The organism is Acrocarpospora corrugata, from assembly GCF_009687845.1.
GTDB lineage: Bacteria > Actinomycetota > Actinomycetes > Streptosporangiales > Streptosporangiaceae > Acrocarpospora > Acrocarpospora corrugata.
This window is the reverse complement of record NZ_BLAD01000037.1, coordinates 65,067-81,796: the sequence shown is the minus strand read 5'-3', so window position 1 is coordinate 81,796 and position 16,730 is coordinate 65,067. Positions and strand designations below refer to the sequence as shown.

Genomic DNA, 16,730 nt, shown 5'->3' with positions numbered 1-16,730 from the left:
GGTTTCCCGGAGGCCGCCGATTCGGTCGTTGCTACTTCTTGGCCGCCGTCACCTGGAGGATGACTCCGAGGTTGAGCGGGAGCGGGGTGATCAGCTTGATCTGCGCGCCCAGGGCCACGCCCTCATCGCCGGGGTTGCCGGAGCCGAGGGTGAAGCCGAGGAAGTCCTCGCCGTACAGACCGGTGGCGGGGGTTCCGTCCGGGTTGACGACGCGGACGCTGTACTGCTGGTCGTCGCGCGAGGGCACGACCGCCGAGGCGTCCCGGTTACGGGCGAAGAGCCCTTGGGCGCCGCGGTCCTCGATGCCCGGGTACCAGGTCTTGGCGTCGGTGAACGCCTTGACCGGGTTCTGCGCAGGGAACGAGGTGCAGTACTCGCTGAACGGCTCGCCGGCCGCCTCGAAGCACTCCCGGAACGGGTAGGTCTTCTCGAAGCCGAAGGCCGCGTTGGAGGCCTGCGGGCGCATCGGGATGTTCTTCAGCACGCTCGGGTCCTTCGTGGCCGCGACGCCGGTCCTGCGCAGCGGGTCGAAGTGCGAGTCCACCAGGAGCAGCTGCCCCTTCGAGCCGAGCGACGGCAGCGAGAGCACGTTCGTCGCCGGGCTGTTGCCGCTGAACGAGCCGTCCCGCAGCCAGACCAGCAGACCGGGCGCGTTGTACTTGACCTTGTCCACCTTCCAGACGCCGTTGCGCTGGTAGTTGGTGTCGTAGGTGTACGCCAGGCCCTGGTCGAAGCCGTCGAGGTTACGCCACTCGGCCAGGTAGAACAGCTCGGTGACGATGTTGCCGCCGTGCCGCGTCCAGCCGGCGCCGCGGGTGTCGGTGAAGGTGCCCGTGGCGGCGGTCCAGCCGTTCGCCCCGGCCTCCACGTCGTCGCTCCACACGGTGACGCCGCCGGCCGTGACCGAGAAGTCGTCCGCGAACCAGCCGCGCTCGAGGAACGCCTCGTCCGTCGCGTACCGCAGCCGGACCTGGACGGTCTGGCCCGCGAACGGGGCGAGGTCGATGTAGTCGTGCCGCCAGGAGTCGGTGTGGTCGGTCAGGCCGTACTTCTTGCCGCCGAAGTCCTGCATGCGGTTGTTCGGGTCGGCGTAGCCGTCGTCGGTGGAGACGAGCGCGCCGCCCTCGGTGTAGACCTTCTGCTCGTTCCAGGTGGCGCCGCCGTCGGTGGAGACCTCGACGAAGCCGTAGTCCCAGTCCGCTTCGATGACGTAGTCGTTCCACATCCAGAACTTCACGTCCGAGCCGCCCGGGACCTGGACCGTGCGGGTCAGCCGCACGTCGGCCCAGTTCTGGTCGTTGCCGGTCCACCAGGCGTTGGCGCCGCTGTGCGGCGTCGTCATGGTGACCGACTTGTCCGGCAGGTTGATCCGGACGCCGTCCTCGGTCAGCTTCGGCGTACGGGACGCCTGGCCGACGGTGACCAGCTTGGTGCCGTCACCCGGGTTGAGCGCCTTCGGGTTCACCCAGCCCAGGACCCACTTGTCCCAGATGCCCATGTGGGCGGGCATCGACTGGAAGATCGGCCCGGAGTGCGAGCCGGTCGACATCAGGTCCCAGAACTCGACGCTGGAGTCGCCCGCGCCGGTGGAGTCGTACAGGTCGGGCAGGCCCAGGTCGTGGCCGTACTCGTGGGCGAAGACGCCGACGCCGGAGTCCTCGGGCTGCACGATGTAGTTGGAGATCCGCTTGCCGGTGCCCGGGATGGTGTAGCCGCCCGGGATGGTGGCGGAGTGCGCCCAGATGGCGTACGTGCCCTCGGCGCCGCCGCCGCCGGACTTGTCCTTGCCGGCGTGCACCAGGACCAGGTGGTCGATGACGCCGTCCGGCTCCAGCAGGTTGCCGTCGCCGTCCGCGTCGCTGACGTCCTCGACGTCGTAGTCGGCCCACGGGAAGTTCGGCTGCTGGGCGCGGAGCGCGTTCACCGCGTCGACGCCGAGCTGGGCGGGGCCGGCCGGGTTGTCGGGGTGGCCGTTCTGGTTCTGCGGGGCGTTGCCGCCGGCGGGGTTGCACTCGGCCGCGCCGTACCAGCCCTCGGAGTGGGGGACCTTCAGCCAGCCCACCGCCGCACCGGTGACGGTGTAGGCGCCCTTGGACATCTCCTCGTACATCTTCTTCATGGTGAAGCCGGAGATGTCGATGCCCTTTTTGCCGTCGCGGGGGTCGGTCAGGTCCGTACGGACCCGCGAGGTGATCCCCTTGTCGGTGTAGAGCATCTTGTTGAAGTGGTCGCCGCTGAAGTCCGGCACCCACATCGAGTTGTTGTCCTTGCCCGGTCCCGGCAGGGTCGCCGGGTTCGGGATCTTGTTGTGCAGCGGGCCGTTGACCTTGGTGCCGGCCGACTCGACCACGCAGGTGTTCGGGTCGGCCGTGGACGCCTGCCGGCTGAAGCCGGAGAAGTCGTCGTTGGCGTTCTCGTTGAACTCCACCAGCAGCGTCAGCAGCTTCGCGGTCTGCTTGGCGCCGGCCTTCTTGAAGATGAACTCGAACGGGTTCTTGCCGGTCCTGACCGCGCGCCGCTCGTTGTCGGCGAGCCTGCGGGCGGCCACCGGGTTGCCGCCGGCGTACTTGCGGTCGATGGTCTGCGCGGTGGTCTGCGCGGTGGTCTGCGCGACGTCCTGGCCGGAACGGCCCGACCGGCTCTGCGAACCGGCGGTTAACCGCTCCGCGCCGGCCGCGGTGGTGTCGGCCTGCACCATCGGGGGCGCGTAGTTGATGTAGTGGTCGCTGGGAGACGGGATGTAGGTGGCCACCGAGGTGTCGGCCGCGGCCGCGGTCACCGCCGCCCCGGGAATGGCCGTCAGCCCCGCTGCCGCGAGGCCGAGGGCGGGCACGATGGCGGCCAGACGCCGGGCCCGTCCTGAGGATGTTCTGCCTGACAAGGTATGTCCCTCCCTGCCCGGGGTTACCGGGCGACATCCGAACGGCGCGCTAGGGATGTCGCGCGCCACGGCCTGTCACACGGGACCGCAATTGCGGTCCCACACGCCGCAAGCCGGACGTTAGATGAACCAGTAATGGAAAGGTAAAGTCAGGGATGGATGTTGCTAAACCGTAATCGATCCCGTTTTGTCACACTTTGTGTCAGAACAAGATCGATGCGGTGACGACGGTCCCGGTCAGGGCCAGGCCGTAGCAGGTGAGCGCGATGAACCGGTCCCAGCGGGCCACCCCGAGCAGCTCCTCGGCGGTGAACCTGATCCGGTGCGCGGCATGGAAAAGTGCCAGCATGACCAGGCCCACCAGGGCCAGCCGGACCACCGCATTTGACAACAGCGCAGTCAGGTCCGGCCTTGACAGGACCCCGGCGGGCACCAGCACGCCGAGGATCAGCACCAGCGCCGGAAGCGTCAGCGCGGACACCACGCCGCCGCCCCCGAACAGCAGCCACAGGTACGGCTCGGCCCTGCGCCGCAGCGGGCTCACCAGAGCACCCAAAGGATCAGCGCGGAGACCGCCAGCCAGGCCGAGAAGTTGCCGCCCACGATCATGAAGTCCGGCACCCGCCAGCCGTCCAGCCTGATCACGGTCGCCTTCGGCGCCAGGTTGAGGAAGGTGACCGCGTGGAAGGTGACCGCGGCCAGCGCGACCACGTTCAGCGCGAGCACCCAGGGCGTGCCCGCCCAGTCCCAGAACGCGGGCAGCGCGCCGTCCGCGAAGGCGTCAAGCAGCAGGATCAGGTAGACCGCCGACCAGGCCACGAACAGGCTGGTCAGCTCGCGCAGCACGAACACCAGGTAGGCGCGGCGGCGCAGGAACCAGAGCCGGTCCCGGGGCGGCGAGTAGCTCACGACCGCCTCCGCGAGAACGGCAGCACGCTGCGCAGCGCGGCGGTCAGCTTGTACCGCTGGATGGCCTCGGCCGGATCCACGTGCTTCGGGCAGGCCGAGGTGCACTCGCCGACGAACGTGCACCCCCACACGCCCTCCTCGCTGGAGAGCACGTCGAACCGGTCCCCCATGTCCCGCGAGTCCAGGTTGTAGCGCTGCGCCAGCGCGATCGCGGCCGGCCCGAGGAAGTCCGGGTTGAGCACGTACACCGGGCAGGCCGAGTAGCACAGCATGCAGTTGATGCACATCGAGTACTGCTTGTACGCCTCCAGCTGCTCCGGCGTCTGCGCGAACTCCGACGCCGGCTCCTCTCCCTCCCGGACCAGCCACGGCGTCACCTTCGACAGGTTCGCCAGGAACGGATCGATGTCCACCACGAGGTCCCTGATCACCGCGAACCCGCGCAGCGGCTCGACCGTCACCGGCCCGGTGAAGTCGGTCAGGAACGTGCCGCAGGTCAGCTTGGGCTCGCCGTTCACGGTCATGCCGCAGGATCCGCAGATCCCCATCCGGCAGGACCAGCGGAACGACAGCGTGCCGTCCACGGTGTCCTTGATGTGGTTGAGTGCGTCCAGGATCGCCCAGTCGTCCCGGTCGGGGACCTCGTAGTCCTGGAAGACCGGCTCGGCGTCCACGCCCGGCCGGTAGCGGCTCACTCGCAGGATCATCGTCCGTAGACCCTCTCGCCCGGGGGCCAGCGTGTGATCGTGACGGGCAGCAGGCTGAGCCGAGGCGTCCCGTCGGGGCCCCGATGGGCCAGGGTGTGCGCCAGGAAACCGGCGTCGTCGCGATCCGGGAAGTCGGTGCGCTGATGCGCGCCGCGCGACTCCTCCCGGTTGAGCGCGGAGGCCACGATCGCCTCGGCCACGTCCAGCATGGAACCGAGTTCGAGCCCGGCCAGCAGCTCGGTGTTGAAGGCCGCGCTGTGGTCCTCCAGCCGCGCGACGGCGGCGCGTTCCCGCAGGTCGGCCAGGGTGGCGACGGCTTTCTCCAGGGAGTCGCGGTCGCGGTAGATGCCGGCCGCCTCCTCCAGGGTGCGGCGCATCAGCTCGCGCACCTCGGAGACCCGCTCCCGGCCGCCGTCCCGCCCGTCCCGCTCCCGTTCCAGCCGCCGCCGCTCGTCGGCGCCCTGGGCCCGGACCGCGGCGCCGTCCGGCGGCCCGGCCGTCGCGGCGTACCGCGCCGCCGCCAGCCCCGCCCGCGCCCCGAACACCAGGCACTCGGGCAGTGAGTTGGAGCCCAGCCGGTTGGCGCCGTTGATGCTCACGCAGGCCGTCTCGCCCGCCGCGTACAGACCGGGCAGGGGGGTGGCGCCGTCCGTGCCGGTGTGCACGCCGCCCATCATGTAGTGGACCACCGGGCGGACCGGGATCAGGTCGGTGACCGGGTCGATCTTCTCGTAGCTCAGGCACAGCTCCCGGACGAACGGGATCCGCGCGTTGATCCTGGCCTCCCCGAGGTGGCGCAGGTCCAGGTAGGTGACCTGCCCGTACGGGGTCTCCGCGGTGCGCCCGCGCCGCATCTCGTGCACGAACGCCTGGGACAGCCGGTCCCGGGGCCCGAGTTCCATGCTGCGCAGCCGGGGCGTGTCGGTGGGCACGCCGAGGTCGTAGTCCTGCAGGTAGCGGTAGCCGTCCTTGTTGATCAGCCAGCCGCCTTCCGCGCGCGCCGCCTCGGTGATGAGGATGCCGGTGAACGGCAGGCCGGTCGGGTGGTACTGGACGAACTCCATGTCCTTCAGCGGGGCGCCGGCCCGGTAGGCCAGAGCCATGCCGTCGCCGGTCTTGATGGCGGCGTTGGTGGTGAACGGGAAGACCTGGCCGCAGCCGCCGGTGGCCAGGATGACGGAGCGGGCGGCGATGGTGTCGATCCGGCCGGTCCTGATGTCGATGGCGGTGACGCCGTGCACCCGTTCGCCGTCGGTGACCAGGCGGGTGGCGTACCACTCGTCGAAGCGCCGGATGCCGGGGTGTTTGAGGCTGGTCTGGAAGAGGGTGTGCAGCAGGTGGAAGCCGGTCTTGTCGGCCGCGTACCAGGTGCGCAGCTGCTTCATCCCGCCGAACGGCCGGACCGCGACCCGGCCGTCGGGTTCCCGGCTCCACGGGCAGCCCCAGTGTTCGAGCCGGATCAGCTCTCGGGGGGCCTCCCGGACGAACGCCTCCACGGCGTCCTGGTCGCAGAGCCAGTCGCCGCCGGAGACGGTGTCGTAGGCGTGCTCGTCCGGGCTGTCGGCCAGGCCGATCACGGCGGCGGCGCCGCCTTCTGCGCTCACGGTGTGGCTGCGCATCGGGTAGACCTTGGACAGCACGGCCACGGTGGCGTCCGGCGAGGTCTCGGCGACCGCGATCGCGGCCCGCAGGCCGGCCGCGCCGCCACCCACGATCAAGACGTCGATCGCCTCAGCAGCCATGGTCCGGGCCGAACTCGTCGGTGGCCCGGCGCCCGTCGTGCCGCGTGGCGTGCACGTGGATGCTGCCGTCGTGGTACTCGTGGCGGATCCGGCGGCAGCCGCAGTCGAAGTAGTCGTCCCGGATCAGCAACCCGTCGCCGTCCTCTTCGACGAAGTGCTCACCACCACCCTTCCGTCCGCAGGGTGCGAGTAAATCGGTGAAGGCCGTACGCGTTCCGGTCATCGCCCCTCCTTCCGAGATCAAGGGTGCTTTCCACACAAGCACCGCTATGGACGCTCGGAAAGGCCAGAACATCCTTTCGGGGTGTTCGCACTGGGCGGGGTGCCGGCCGTAGGGTCCGAATCGTGAAAGATCTCATCGCCGCGCTGCCGGAAGGCCGGGTCGTCACCGACCCGGACGTGATCGACTCCTACGCCCGCGACCGCACGTTCCTCGGCCCCGGCCAGGCCGTCGGCGCGGTGCTGGCGCGATCCCGGGACGAGGTCGTGACCACGCTGAAGTGGGCGAGCGCGCACCGGGTGCCGGTGGTGCCGCGCGGCGCGGGCTCAGGCCTGGCGGGCGCGGCGACGGCCATCGAGGGCGGCCTGATCCTGTCGCTGCACCGGATGACCGCCATCACCGAGCTCTCCCCGGCCGACGAGATCGCGGTCGTGCAGCCGGGCGTGATCACCGCGGACCTGGATCGGGCCGCCCGCGCCCATGGCTTGATGTACGCCCCTGACCCGTCCTCCTATGAAATTTCCACCATCGGCGGCAACCTGGCCACCAACGCGGGCGGCCTGCGCTGCGTCAAATACGGCGTCACCCGGGACTCCACCCTCGGCCTGGAGGTCGTGCTCGCCGACGGGCGGATCCTGAACACCGGCCGCCGCACCATGAAGGGCGTCACCGGCTACGACCTGACCGGCCTGTTCGTCGGCTCCGAGGGCACCCTGGGCGTGATCACCGAGGCCACCCTGCGGCTGCGCCGCGCCCCCGCCGAACCGCCCGCCACCCTCGCCGCCGAGTTCGCCACCTTCCGGGACGCCGCCGCCGCGGTGTCCGCGATCATCGCGGCCGGCTGCCAGCCGTCCATGCTGGAGCTCATCGACCGGGCCACCCTGAAGGCCATCGACGACTGGAAGCACATCGGCCTGGAGCCGGCCACCATGGCCATGCTGATCGGCCAGTCCGACGCCGCCGACTCGGCCGCGGCCATCGCCAGGATGGGCGAGCTCTGCGAGGCGAACGGCGCGACCTTCGCCGCCGTGTCCACCACGCCGCAGGAGGCCGAGGAGCTGGTCGCGGTGCGGCGGCTGGCCTATGAGGCCAAGGAGCGGCTGGGCGCGTGCCTGGTGGAGGACGTGTGCGTGCCCAGGTCCAAGCTGCCCGAGATGATCACGGCCGTGGAGGCGGCCGGGGCCAAACACGACGTGCTGATCTGCACGGTCGCGCACGCCGGTGACGGGAACGTGCATCCGGTCTTCATCTTCGACCGGGGCTTGGCCGAGCCGCCGCCGCAGGTGTGGGCCGCCGCCGACGAGGTGTTCAGGACCGCGCTGCGGCTGGGCGGCACGCTGACCGGGGAGCACGGGGTGGGCCTGCTCAAGCGGCGCTGGCTGGCGCTGGAGTCGGGCCCGGTGGCGCAGGATCTGCAGCGGGAGATCAAGGCCGTTTTCGACCCGCTGAACATCATGAACCCCGGCAAAGCCATCTAAGGTAGCGTTCAGCCACACTGGTCATGATATTTCGGGGGTTGTGGTGGAAGGCGATCCGACGCGGCTGGGGCCGTTCGCGATCGTCCGGCGGCTGGGCGAGGGCGGGCAGGGGGTTGTCTTCCTCGGCTCTGGCCCGTCCGGCGAGCAGGTCGCGATCAAGCTGCTGCACACCCGGCTGACCGCCGACGAGGGGGCCCGCGCCCGGTTCCTGCACGAGGTCGCGCTGGCCCAGCGGGTGGCCAGGTTCTGCACCGCCCCCGTCCTCCACGCCGACCTGGCCGGCAGCCAGCCGTACATCGTGAGCGAGTACGTGCCCGGCAAGTCCCTGCGCGACCTGGTCGACGAGGAGGGCCCGCGCCGGGGCGCGGCGCTGGACCGGCTGGCGATCAGCACGGCCACCGCGCTGGCCGCCATCCACCGGGCCGGGATCACCCACCGCGACTTCAAACCGGCCAACGTGCTGATGGGCCCGGAAGGCCCGGTCGTGATCGACTTCGGGGTGGCCAAGGCGCTGGACTCGCCGCAGACCACCGGGACCGGGACGACGATGGGCACGCCGTCCTACCTCGCGCCCGAGCTGATGAGCAGCGGAGTGGCCACCGGCGCGTCGGACGTGTTCGCCTGGGCGGTCACGATCGTCTTCGCGGCGACGGGCCGGCCCGCGTTCGGGGCCGACTCGATCCCGCAGGTGATGCACCGCATCCTCACCAGCCCGCCCGAGCTGGGCGAGCTGTCGGGGCCGCTGCGCGACCTGATCAAGGTCTGCCTGGACAAGGATCCGGAGCGGCGTCCCGCGGCCGAGGCGGTGGTGGCGCATCTCACCGGCGGTCCGCTGATCGACCTGCGCCCGCCGGAGCGCCGCCGGTCCCGCAGGCCCGTCGCCATGGCGGCGGCGCTGGCCACCGCGGCGCTCGCGGTGACCGCCGCGACCGTGGTCGTGACGGGTTTACCCGAGTCCGCCGGCCCCGCGCCGACCGCCGCCGCGCTTCCGAGCGTGACGCCCGAGGCGTCCGCCACCCCCCGCCGCCCGTCGGCCACCCGGTCGGTACGGCAGGAGCCCGCCCCCACCAAGCCCGGCGTCATCCCGGTGAAGCAGCCGATCCGTACGGATCCGCCGGCCTCGCCCTCCCCGTCCCCGTCGCCGAGCCCGTCCCCCAGCCCGACCCCGACCGTGGAACCCCCGGCACCGCCCCAGCCCAACCCACGCAAACCGCGCGGCCTCTGCGGCCTGGGCTTCACCGTCGTGGACACGCACGGCTGGAACGGCAAGGCGACCACCTACCTGCTGGTCAACAAGTCCAACGGGCGGGCCTGCGTGGTGACGCTGGCCGCGAACGTGATGCCCCAGAAGATCAGGATGGGCGTGGTGCTCCAGGTGCAGGGCGGCCAGAACGGGAGCGACTGGCGGCGGCACATCACCCACGCCGGCCCGATCAAGCTGCCCGCCGCCGGCAAGTGCCTGATCTGGGGCGGCGGCTACGGCCAGGCCACCTGGACGAGCGGCTCGTCGCACTGCGGCGGCTGACCCCGGTCACAATGGAGGCCGGCCGAATGGGAGGGGAGGGGTCGTGAGCGTGCTCACCAGCCGGTTGGACACGTCCGCCGCCGAATACGGGGCGCGCCGGGCGGCCATGCTGGCCAAACTGGCCGAGCTCACGGCCGAGCAGGACAAGGCGGTCGCGGGCGGCGGCCAGAAATACGTGGACCGCCACCGCACCCGGGGCAAACTGCTGGCCAGGGAGCGGATCGAGCTGCTGGTCGACCCCGACTCGCCGTTCCTGGAGCTGTCCCCGCTGGCCGCGTGGGGCAGCGACTTCCCGGTCGGGGCCAGCGTGGTGACGGGCCTCGGCGTGGTCGAGGGCGTCGAGTGCGTGATCGTGGCCAACGACCCGACCGTGCGCGGCGGCGCGTCCAATCCGTGGACGCTGCGCAAGACGCTGCGGGCCGCGGACATCGCCCTGGAGAACCGGCTGCCGCTGATCAACCTGGTCGAGTCCGGCGGCGCGGATCTGCCCACCCAGAAGGAGATCTTCATCCCGGGCGGCCGGATATTCCGGGACTTGACCCGGTTGTCGGCGGCGGGGATCCCCACCATCGCGCTGGTCTTCGGCAACTCCACCGCCGGTGGCGCGTACGTTCCGGGCATGAGCGATCACGTCGTCATGGTGCGGGACCGTGCCAAGGTGTTCCTGGGCGGGCCGCCGCTGGTCAAGATGGCCACCGGCGAAGACGCCGACGACGAGTCGCTCGGCGGCGCGGGCATGCACGCCCGTGACTCCGGACTGGCCGACTACCTGGCCGCCGACGAGCACGACGCGCTCCGCATCGGCCGCCGGATCGTCCGCCGCCTCAACTGGCGCAAGCTCGGCCGCGTGCCGGAGCCCGCCACGGCCCCCCGCCACGACGAGGACGAGCTGCTCGGCATCGTGCCCGAGGATCTGCGCGTCCCGTTCGACCCGCGCGAGGTGATCGCCCGGATCGTGGACGGCAGCGATTTCGACGAGTTCAAGCCGCTCTACGGCGCGAGCCTGGTCACCGGCTGGGCCAATCTGCACGGGTATCCGATCGGGGTGCTCGCCAACGCGCAGGGCGTGCTGTTCGGCGCCGAGGCGCAGAAGGCGGCGCAGTTCATCCAGCTGGCCAACCAGTCCAGGACGCCGCTGCTGTTCCTGCAGAACACCACCGGCTACATGGTCGGCAAGGAGTACGAGCGCTCCGGCATCATCAAGCACGGCTCGATGATGATCAACGCGGTGGCCAACTCGACCGTCCCGCACCTCACCGTGGTGATGGGGGCCTCCTACGGCGCGGGCAACTACGGCATGTGCGGGCGGGCCTACGATCCCCGCTTCCTGTTCGCCTGGCCGAGCGCGAAGTCGGCCGTGATGGGCCCGGTCCAGCTGGCCGGGGTGCTCTCGATCGTGGGGCGGGCGGCGGCCGAGGCGCGCGGCCAGGTCTACGACGAGGAGGGCGACGCCGCGATGCGGGCCATGGTGGAGGCCCAGATCGAGGCGGAGTCGATGCCGTTCTTCCTGTCCGGCCGCCTCTACGACGACGGGGTGATCGACCCGCGCGACACCCGTACCGTGGTGGGGCTGTGCCTGTCCGCGATCAACAACGCCGCCGAGCCCGCGCCCGCCGGGTTCGGCGTCTTCCGGATGTGAGCCGAATGACCGTGCGCAGACTGCTGGTGGCCAACCGGGGGGAGATCGCGCGCCGGGTCTTCCGTACCTGCCGGGACCTGGGGATCGAGACCGTCGCGGTGTTCACCGCGGCGGACGCCGCCGCGCCGCACGTGGCCGAGGCCGATCACGCGGTACGACTCGGCGACGGTTCGCCGAAGGGGTACCTGGACATCGGGCTGGTGATCGAGGCGGCCCGGGTTTCCGGGGCGGACGCCGTACATCCGGGGTATGGGTTCCTGTCGGAGAACGCCGAGTTCGCGACGGCGGTCCTGGACGCGGGGCTGACCTGGATCGGCCCGCCGCCTGAGGCGATCGAGGCGATGGGGTCCAAGATCGAGGCCAAGGCGCTGATGGCCGAGGCCGGCGTGCCCGTGCTGCCCACTCTGTCCGAGGACGACGCCGGGCCTTTCCTGGTCAAGGCGTCGGCCGGGGGCGGCGGGCGCGGCATGCGGATCGTGGCCGACCCGGCCGGGCTGGCGGAGGCGCTCGAATCGGCCGCGCGGGAGGCCGAGGCCGCGTTCGGCGACGGCAGCGTGTTCGTGGAGCGGCTGCTGCCGGACGCGCGCCACATCGAGGTGCAGATCCTGGCCGACGGCCACGGCACCGTGTGGGCGCTGGGCGAGCGCGAGTGCTCGATCCAGCGCAGGCACCAGAAGGTCGTCGAGGAGGCCCCCTCCCCGGCCGTCACCCCGGAGCTGCGCAGGGAGCTGGCCGAGGCGGCGACGAACGCGGCCCGCGCGATCGGCTACCGGGGCGCGGGCACGGTGGAGTTCCTGCTCGCCGACGGCAGCTTCTACTTCCTGGAGACCAACACCCGCCTCCAGGTCGAGCACCCGGTCACCGAATCGGTGTACGGCGTGGACCTGGTCCGGCTGCAGATCGAGATCGCCGAGGGGGCCGCGCTGCCCGGCCTGCCGCCCAGCCCGGTCGGCCACGCCATCGAAGTCCGGCTGTACGCGGAGGATCCCGCCCAGGACTGGCGGCCCGGCAGCGGCCCGCTGCACCGGTTCGAGATCCCGGGCGTCGAGTCGGAGTTCACGGTGAGCGCGCTCCGCCTGGACTCCGGGGTGCGGGACGGCTCCGAGATCGGCACCCACTACGACCCGATGCTGGCCAAGCTGATCAGCTACGCCCCCAACCGGGAGGCCGCCGCCCGCCGGCTGGCCACCGCGCTGGCCGGGGCCAGGATCCACGGGCCCGCGACCAACCGCGACCTGCTGGTGAACGTGCTGCGCCACCCGGAGTTCCGGGCCGGCACGACCGACACCGGGTTCCTGGACCGGCACGCGCCGACCGAGCCGCTGGCCGACGAGACGGCCGTCCGGCTGTCCGCGCTGGCGGCGGCGCTGGCGCGGGCGGCGGCGAACCGGGCGGCGGCGAAGGTGCTCGGCGGGCTGCCCAGCGGCTGGCGGAACGTGCCATCCCAGCCCCAGCAGGCCGCGTTCGCGGAGCTGACCGTCTCCTACCGCCTCACCCGCGACGGCCTGGACTACCCGGACGTCACCCTGGTCAGCGCCGATCCGGCCCAGGTGGTCCTCGATGTCGGGGGTGTCCGCCGGGCCTTCGACGTGGCCGACTACCCCGGCGCGACCTACGTCGACTCGGCGCTCGGCTCGGTCCGGCTCACCCCGCTGGACCGGCTGCCGGAACCGGTCGAGCAGGTGGCGCCCGGCTCGCTGCCCGCGCCCATGCCGGGCACGGTCCTGCGGGTGGAGGTCAAGGCTGGGGACCCGGTCAGCCAAGGCCAGCCGGTCGTGGTGCTGGAGGCCATGAAGATGGAACATCGAATCCTGGCGCCGGCCGAGGGTGTCGTGGCGGAGCTGAACGTGGCCGTCGGCGACCATGTCGAGGGCGGGGCTGTGCTCGCGGTCATCCAGAAGGGCGAATAGCTGATGGAGAGTGTGGTTCACCTGGCGGCCGACCGGGGGGTGGCGACCGTCACGCTCGACTCGCCGCGCAACCGCAACGCCCTGTCCCAGCGGCTGATCGAGGAGCTCTCCGGCCACCTGGAGGCCGCCACCGCCGACGAGGACGTCCGGGCGGTGCTGCTCACCCACACCGGGCCGGTCTTCTGCGCGGGCGCGGACCTGGGCGAGGCCGCCGCCGAGGGCATGGACGCCGGCAGCCGCCGCCTGATCGAGCTGCTCACCCTGATCGTCGAGCTGCCCAAGCCGGTGGTGGCGAAGGTGACGGGCAAGGCCCGCGCGGGCGGGCTCGGCCTGCTGGGCGCGTGCGACATCGTGCTCGCCGACGAGCGGGGCGACTACGCCTTCACCGAGGCCAGGCTCGGCCTGAGCCCGGCGATGATCTCCCTCACCCTGCTGCCCCGGCTGGACCCGCGCGCGGCCGGGCGCTACTTCATCACCGGGGAGACGTTCGGCGGTCCCGAGGCGGAGCGGATCGGCCTGCTCACCCGGGCGGTGCCCGCCGCCGGTCTGGACGCGGCCGTGGAGACCGTGCTGGCGGGCCTGCGCGCGGGCTCCCCGCAGGGGCTGGCCGAATCCAAGCGCCTGGTGACCGAGCAGGTCAGGCGGGAGCTGGCCGAGCGCGGCGCCGAGATGGCCGCCAGGTCCGCCCGGCTGTTCTCCTCCGACGAGGCCCGCGAGGGCATGAGCGCGTTCCTGCAGAAACGACCCCCGGCGTGGGCCGTGCAGTAAGTTTTGCCCGGTTTGAGATGCTATGAGTTCTATGAATGACATACCGGCGAAACATGAGCCGCCCTACAATTGCCCGCAATTGCGGCAATTGTTCGGGGAAGGACGTCGTCATGCGACTCCGATTTCTTGGCTCGACCTCCGAGGCGGGCGCCTGCCCGTCACTGTACGAAACCGACCGCGGCACCATCGTCGTCCAGGGACTTGAGCTGGTGGACGGGGAGGCGCGCGCCGATCTGCTCCATGTGCTCGACGGGGAGACCGCCGTGGAAGTCCCGAGAGAACTGCTGGTGGAGATCGCCAGGAAGGTGCTGAGTTGATCGGACCGTTAGGGAGTTCCCTATGGTCTGAGCGGCGGTCACCCGTCTACCTTTGAGCGCACTAAGGCCGGAGGTTATTGGTGAGCGGTTTCCAGCAGGCGCGGATCGATCTCGGCTTGCAGCTTCGGCAATTGCGCGAAAGCGCGCACCTGTCGGGCAAGGACCTCGCGGAGCGGCTGAACTGGCAGCCGTCCAAGGTGTCCAGGATCGAAAACGCCCGGCAGACCGCCACCGAGGACGACGTGGTGGTCTGGGCGCAGGCGGTGGCGGCGGAACCGGCCGTGATGGACGGCCTGATCCAGCAGGCGGTCGGCCTGCTGGAGCGGCAGGACTCCTGGCGGGGGCGGCACAAGAGCGGACTCGCCGCACTCCAGGAGGACATTCGTGACCTTGAGTCACGAACCCGCCTGTTTCGGGCATTCGAGCTGGGGGTGGTCGTCGGCCTCCTCCAGACCGCCGAGTACGCCCGCCACATCTTCACCAAAGTCCGCCGCCTCTACGACGCCACCGACGACGTGGACGCGGCGATCCGGGTCAGGATGCAGCGCCAGGAGATCCTCTACGACCCCACCCGCACGTTCCGCTTCATCGTGCCGGAGTCGGTGCTCTACTACCGGCTGGCCCCGGTGGACGTGATGCGCGGCCAGATCGACCGGTTACTCGCCGTGACCACCCTGCCCAACGTCGAGTTCGGCATCCTGCCGTTCACCGCGCCGCTGCCCTCGGCGCTGCTCAACGCCTTCTGGATCTACAACGACGCGCTGGTGGGAGTGCCCACCCGGACCAAGGACATTCTCTTCCGCGACCCCGATGACATCGCCTTTTACGCCCGCGCCTTCGAGGAGTTCGTGGAGATCGCCGCCTTCCGGGAGGACGCCCGGTCGATTCTGGTCAAGGCCGCCGACGAGTACGCGAAACAATCGGTGGATTAACGCCCACAATTGCTTGCTCAGCAGAAGTCAGCCGTGCAATCCTTTTCCCTTACCGGGAGGTGATTGTGCAATGCTGGACACAATGTCCTGCCTTGAGCGGTTCGCTGCCGCTACCCGCGAGCACATCGACCTTTCGGTCCGGGTGATGACCGCCTCGCCACCCCGGGTGCAGGTCCGCAACCGGTTCAGCGACAATCTCACCGAGACGGTCACCTGCACCGACCACGGCGCCTTCATCACCTCCTGGGGCTACCGTCTCGGCACGGTGGATTCGGTCGAAGACGCCGCGGCGCGGCTCGCCTATCTGATGGCCGCGCTCCCCGCGTAATCTCTGGCCATTCGCTCCAGATTCACCAGGAATCGGCGGACGTCGTCCTCTCCGTGCTGGACCGAGACCGTCCACTGCTCGCACTTGCCCCACGGCGGCAGGAACACCCCGCCGTTGTGCTGGTAGAGCCAGTGCGCCTGCCCCCACTGGTCGGGGTAGTCCAGGAAGTCGCGGTAGTTGCGGAGCAGCCGGTCGTGGAAGATGACCGCGCCCTTCGCGCCGAACGACTGCACGTACCCGGCCAGGCCGTGCGCCCGCAGGATGCCGGTCGCGCCCTCCGCCATGATCGCCCGCAGCCGCTCGAAGTGCCGGTACGCGGCGTCGTCCAGGATGTCCAGCAGCACCGTCCTGGCCGCCGCCATCGTCAGCGGGTTGCCGTTGAAGGTGCCCACCTGCTCGTACACGCCCTCCGCGATCAGCCCCATCAGCTCGGGGGTGCCGCCGATCGCGCCGCACGGCAGCCCGCCGCCGAGCGCCTTGGCCAGGCAGATCAGGTCGGGCGTCACGCCGAGCAGCTCGCTGGCCCCGCCGGGGGCCACCGCCAGCCCGGTCTTGACCTCGTCGAAGGCCAGGTAGGCGCCGTACCGGTTGAGCAGGGCCTTCAGCGTCCCCAGGTATCCGTCCGGCGGCGGGATCAGCCCGATGTTCATCATGACCGGTTCGACGATCATGCCGGCGATCTCGCCCGGGTTCTCGATCAGCACCCGCTCGACCGCCTCCAGGTCGCCGAACGGCACCACGATCGTCAGCCGGGCCAGATCCGGCGGTACGGCCAGGCCCTGCCGCACCGAACGCGGCCGGAACGCGGGCCCGGCGTCCTCGGCGGACGGATACACCGACACCTGCACCGAGTCGTGGTGCCCGTGGTAGCTGCCCTCCACCTTGATGATCTTCGTGCGGCCGGTGGCGACCCGCATCAGGTGCACCGCGTCCATGGTGGCCTCGGTGCCGGAGTTGCCGAACCGCCACATCGGCAGCCCGAACCGGCGGGCCAGCGCCCGCGCCACCACGACCGCGTCCTCGGTCGGCTGGGCGAAGTGGGTGCCCAGCCGGACCCGGTCGTGCACGGCCGCGACGATGGCCGGGTGGGCGTGGCCGACCAGGCCGACGCCGAAGCCGCCGTGCAGGTCCACGTAGGAGGTGCCGTCCACGTCGACGACACGGGAGCCGGAGCCGTGCGAGATCCACACCGCGCCCGGGGGCGCGTCCTGCCAGTTGGAGGCGACGCCTCCGGCCAGCACGTCGGCGCAGTCCCGGCGGATCCGCCGGGATTCGGCGGTGCGGGCCAGGAAGTCGGCTTCCTGGCCCTCGATCAGGCTGTCCAGCCTTGCCAAGCTGTCCGGGCGAACCATCGGCTCGCTGACGACAGACATT

At 70.9% G+C, this 16,730-nt stretch carries 15 protein-coding genes; 8 read left to right on the top strand and 7 right to left on the bottom strand.

Features of this window, described 5'->3' with window-relative positions; all coding sequences use genetic code 11:
- Nucleotides 1–31: 31 nt before the first annotated feature.
- The 6 genes from Acor_RS03635 to Acor_RS03610 form a co-directional block, all read right to left on the bottom strand.
- Nucleotides 32–2,881 carry an immune inhibitor A domain-containing protein gene (locus Acor_RS03635; RefSeq protein WP_155335078.1) on the bottom strand — a complete coding sequence of 950 codons (2,850 nt, stop codon included), beginning with the start codon at nucleotides 2,879–2,881 and terminating at the stop codon, nucleotides 32–34.
- A gap of 202 nt (nucleotides 2,882–3,083) precedes the next feature.
- Nucleotides 3,084–3,425 carry a fumarate reductase subunit FrdD gene (gene frdD, locus Acor_RS03630; protein WP_218034112.1) on the bottom strand — a complete coding sequence of 114 codons (342 nt, stop codon included), beginning with the start codon at nucleotides 3,423–3,425 and terminating at the stop codon, nucleotides 3,084–3,086.
- Nucleotides 3,422–3,790, bottom strand: coding sequence for a succinate dehydrogenase/fumarate reductase transmembrane subunit (locus Acor_RS03625; protein WP_155335076.1), 369 nt, complete (start codon nucleotides 3,788–3,790; stop codon nucleotides 3,422–3,424). The genes frdD and Acor_RS03625 overlap by 4 nt, the downstream gene beginning before the upstream one ends.
- Entirely contained in the window at nucleotides 3,787–4,497 is a 711-nt protein-coding gene (gene sdhB, locus Acor_RS03620) for a succinate dehydrogenase iron-sulfur subunit (RefSeq protein WP_155335075.1), read from the bottom strand. Before sdhB ends, Acor_RS03625 begins: the two co-directional genes overlap by 4 nt.
- Complete coding sequence (gene frdA / locus Acor_RS03615) at nucleotides 4,494–6,239, bottom strand: fumarate reductase (quinol) flavoprotein subunit (RefSeq protein WP_155335074.1); 1,746 nt, start codon at nucleotides 6,237–6,239, stop codon at nucleotides 4,494–4,496. The genes sdhB and frdA overlap by 4 nt, the downstream gene beginning before the upstream one ends.
- Nucleotides 6,229–6,462 (bottom strand): hypothetical protein, encoded by a 234-nt coding sequence (locus Acor_RS03610; protein ID WP_155335073.1) that lies wholly within the window; start codon nucleotides 6,460–6,462, stop codon nucleotides 6,229–6,231. Before Acor_RS03610 ends, frdA begins: the two co-directional genes overlap by 11 nt.
- Nucleotides 6,463–6,584: 122 nt before the next feature.
- Here Acor_RS03610 and Acor_RS03605 point away from each other — a divergent pair, with 122 nt between their 5' ends.
- The 8 genes from Acor_RS03605 to Acor_RS03570 all read left to right on the top strand — a co-directional run bounded on the left by Acor_RS03605 (nucleotide 6,585) and on the right by Acor_RS03570 (nucleotide 15,356).
- Entirely contained in the window at nucleotides 6,585–7,937 is a 1,353-nt protein-coding gene (locus Acor_RS03605; RefSeq protein ID WP_246238399.1) for an FAD-binding oxidoreductase, read from the top strand.
- A gap of 43 nt (nucleotides 7,938–7,980) precedes the next feature.
- Nucleotides 7,981–9,462 (top strand): serine/threonine-protein kinase, encoded by a 1,482-nt coding sequence (locus Acor_RS03600; RefSeq protein WP_155335072.1) that lies wholly within the window; start codon nucleotides 7,981–7,983, stop codon nucleotides 9,460–9,462.
- Nucleotides 9,463–9,505: 43 nt separating this feature from the next.
- On the top strand, nucleotides 9,506–11,101 hold the full coding sequence (locus tag Acor_RS03595) for an acyl-CoA carboxylase subunit beta (RefSeq protein WP_170316777.1): 1,596 nt from the start codon (nucleotides 9,506–9,508) through the stop codon (nucleotides 11,099–11,101).
- A gap of 5 nt (nucleotides 11,102–11,106) precedes the next feature.
- The gene (locus tag Acor_RS03590; protein WP_155335071.1) at nucleotides 11,107–13,011 is read left to right on the top strand and encodes an acetyl/propionyl/methylcrotonyl-CoA carboxylase subunit alpha; all 1,905 of its coding nucleotides are present in this window, start codon (nucleotides 11,107–11,109) and stop codon (nucleotides 13,009–13,011) included.
- 3 nt (nucleotides 13,012–13,014) lie between these two features.
- Nucleotides 13,015–13,779 (top strand): enoyl-CoA hydratase family protein, encoded by a 765-nt coding sequence (locus Acor_RS03585; RefSeq protein WP_155335070.1) that lies wholly within the window; start codon nucleotides 13,015–13,017, stop codon nucleotides 13,777–13,779.
- Nucleotides 13,780–13,889: 110 nt separating this feature from the next.
- Complete coding sequence (locus Acor_RS03580) at nucleotides 13,890–14,096, top strand: hypothetical protein (RefSeq protein ID WP_155335069.1); 207 nt, start codon at nucleotides 13,890–13,892, stop codon at nucleotides 14,094–14,096.
- A gap of 80 nt (nucleotides 14,097–14,176) precedes the next feature.
- Nucleotides 14,177–15,028: a helix-turn-helix domain-containing protein gene (locus Acor_RS03575; RefSeq protein WP_155335068.1), complete on the top strand. Its 852-nt coding sequence runs from the start codon at nucleotides 14,177–14,179 to the stop codon at nucleotides 15,026–15,028.
- A 70-nt stretch (nucleotides 15,029–15,098) separates the two neighbouring features.
- Entirely contained in the window at nucleotides 15,099–15,356 is a 258-nt protein-coding gene (locus Acor_RS03570; RefSeq protein WP_155335067.1) for a hypothetical protein, read from the top strand.
- Here Acor_RS03570 and Acor_RS03565 read toward each other — a convergent pair.
- Nucleotides 15,329–16,729: an aspartate aminotransferase family protein gene (locus Acor_RS03565; protein WP_155335066.1), complete on the bottom strand. Its 1,401-nt coding sequence runs from the start codon at nucleotides 16,727–16,729 to the stop codon at nucleotides 15,329–15,331. The two genes, Acor_RS03570 and Acor_RS03565, sit on opposite strands and share 28 nt — an antisense overlap.
- Nucleotide 16,730 lies beyond the last annotated feature (1 nt).

Coding starts and splice junctions, on each gene's coding strand:
- sdhB (WP_155335075.1), bottom strand. CDS start 4,497: ATGATCCTGCGAGTGAGCCGCTACCGGCCGGGCGTGGACGCCGAGCCG.
- frdA (WP_155335074.1), bottom strand. CDS start 6,239: ATGGCTGCTGAGGCGATCGACGTCTTGATCGTGGGTGGCGGCGCGGCC.
- Acor_RS03610 (WP_155335073.1), bottom strand. CDS start 6,462: ATGACCGGAACGCGTACGGCCTTCACCGATTTACTCGCACCCTGCGGA.
- Acor_RS03590 (WP_155335071.1), top strand. CDS start 11,107: ATGACCGTGCGCAGACTGCTGGTGGCCAACCGGGGGGAGATCGCGCGC.
- Acor_RS03585 (WP_155335070.1), top strand. CDS start 13,015: ATGGAGAGTGTGGTTCACCTGGCGGCCGACCGGGGGGTGGCGACCGTC.
- Acor_RS03580 (WP_155335069.1), top strand. CDS start 13,890: ATGCGACTCCGATTTCTTGGCTCGACCTCCGAGGCGGGCGCCTGCCCG.
- Acor_RS03570 (WP_155335067.1), top strand. CDS start 15,099: ATGCTGGACACAATGTCCTGCCTTGAGCGGTTCGCTGCCGCTACCCGC.
- Acor_RS03565 (WP_155335066.1), bottom strand. CDS start 16,729: ATGTCTGTCGTCAGCGAGCCGATGGTTCGCCCGGACAGCTTGGCAAGG.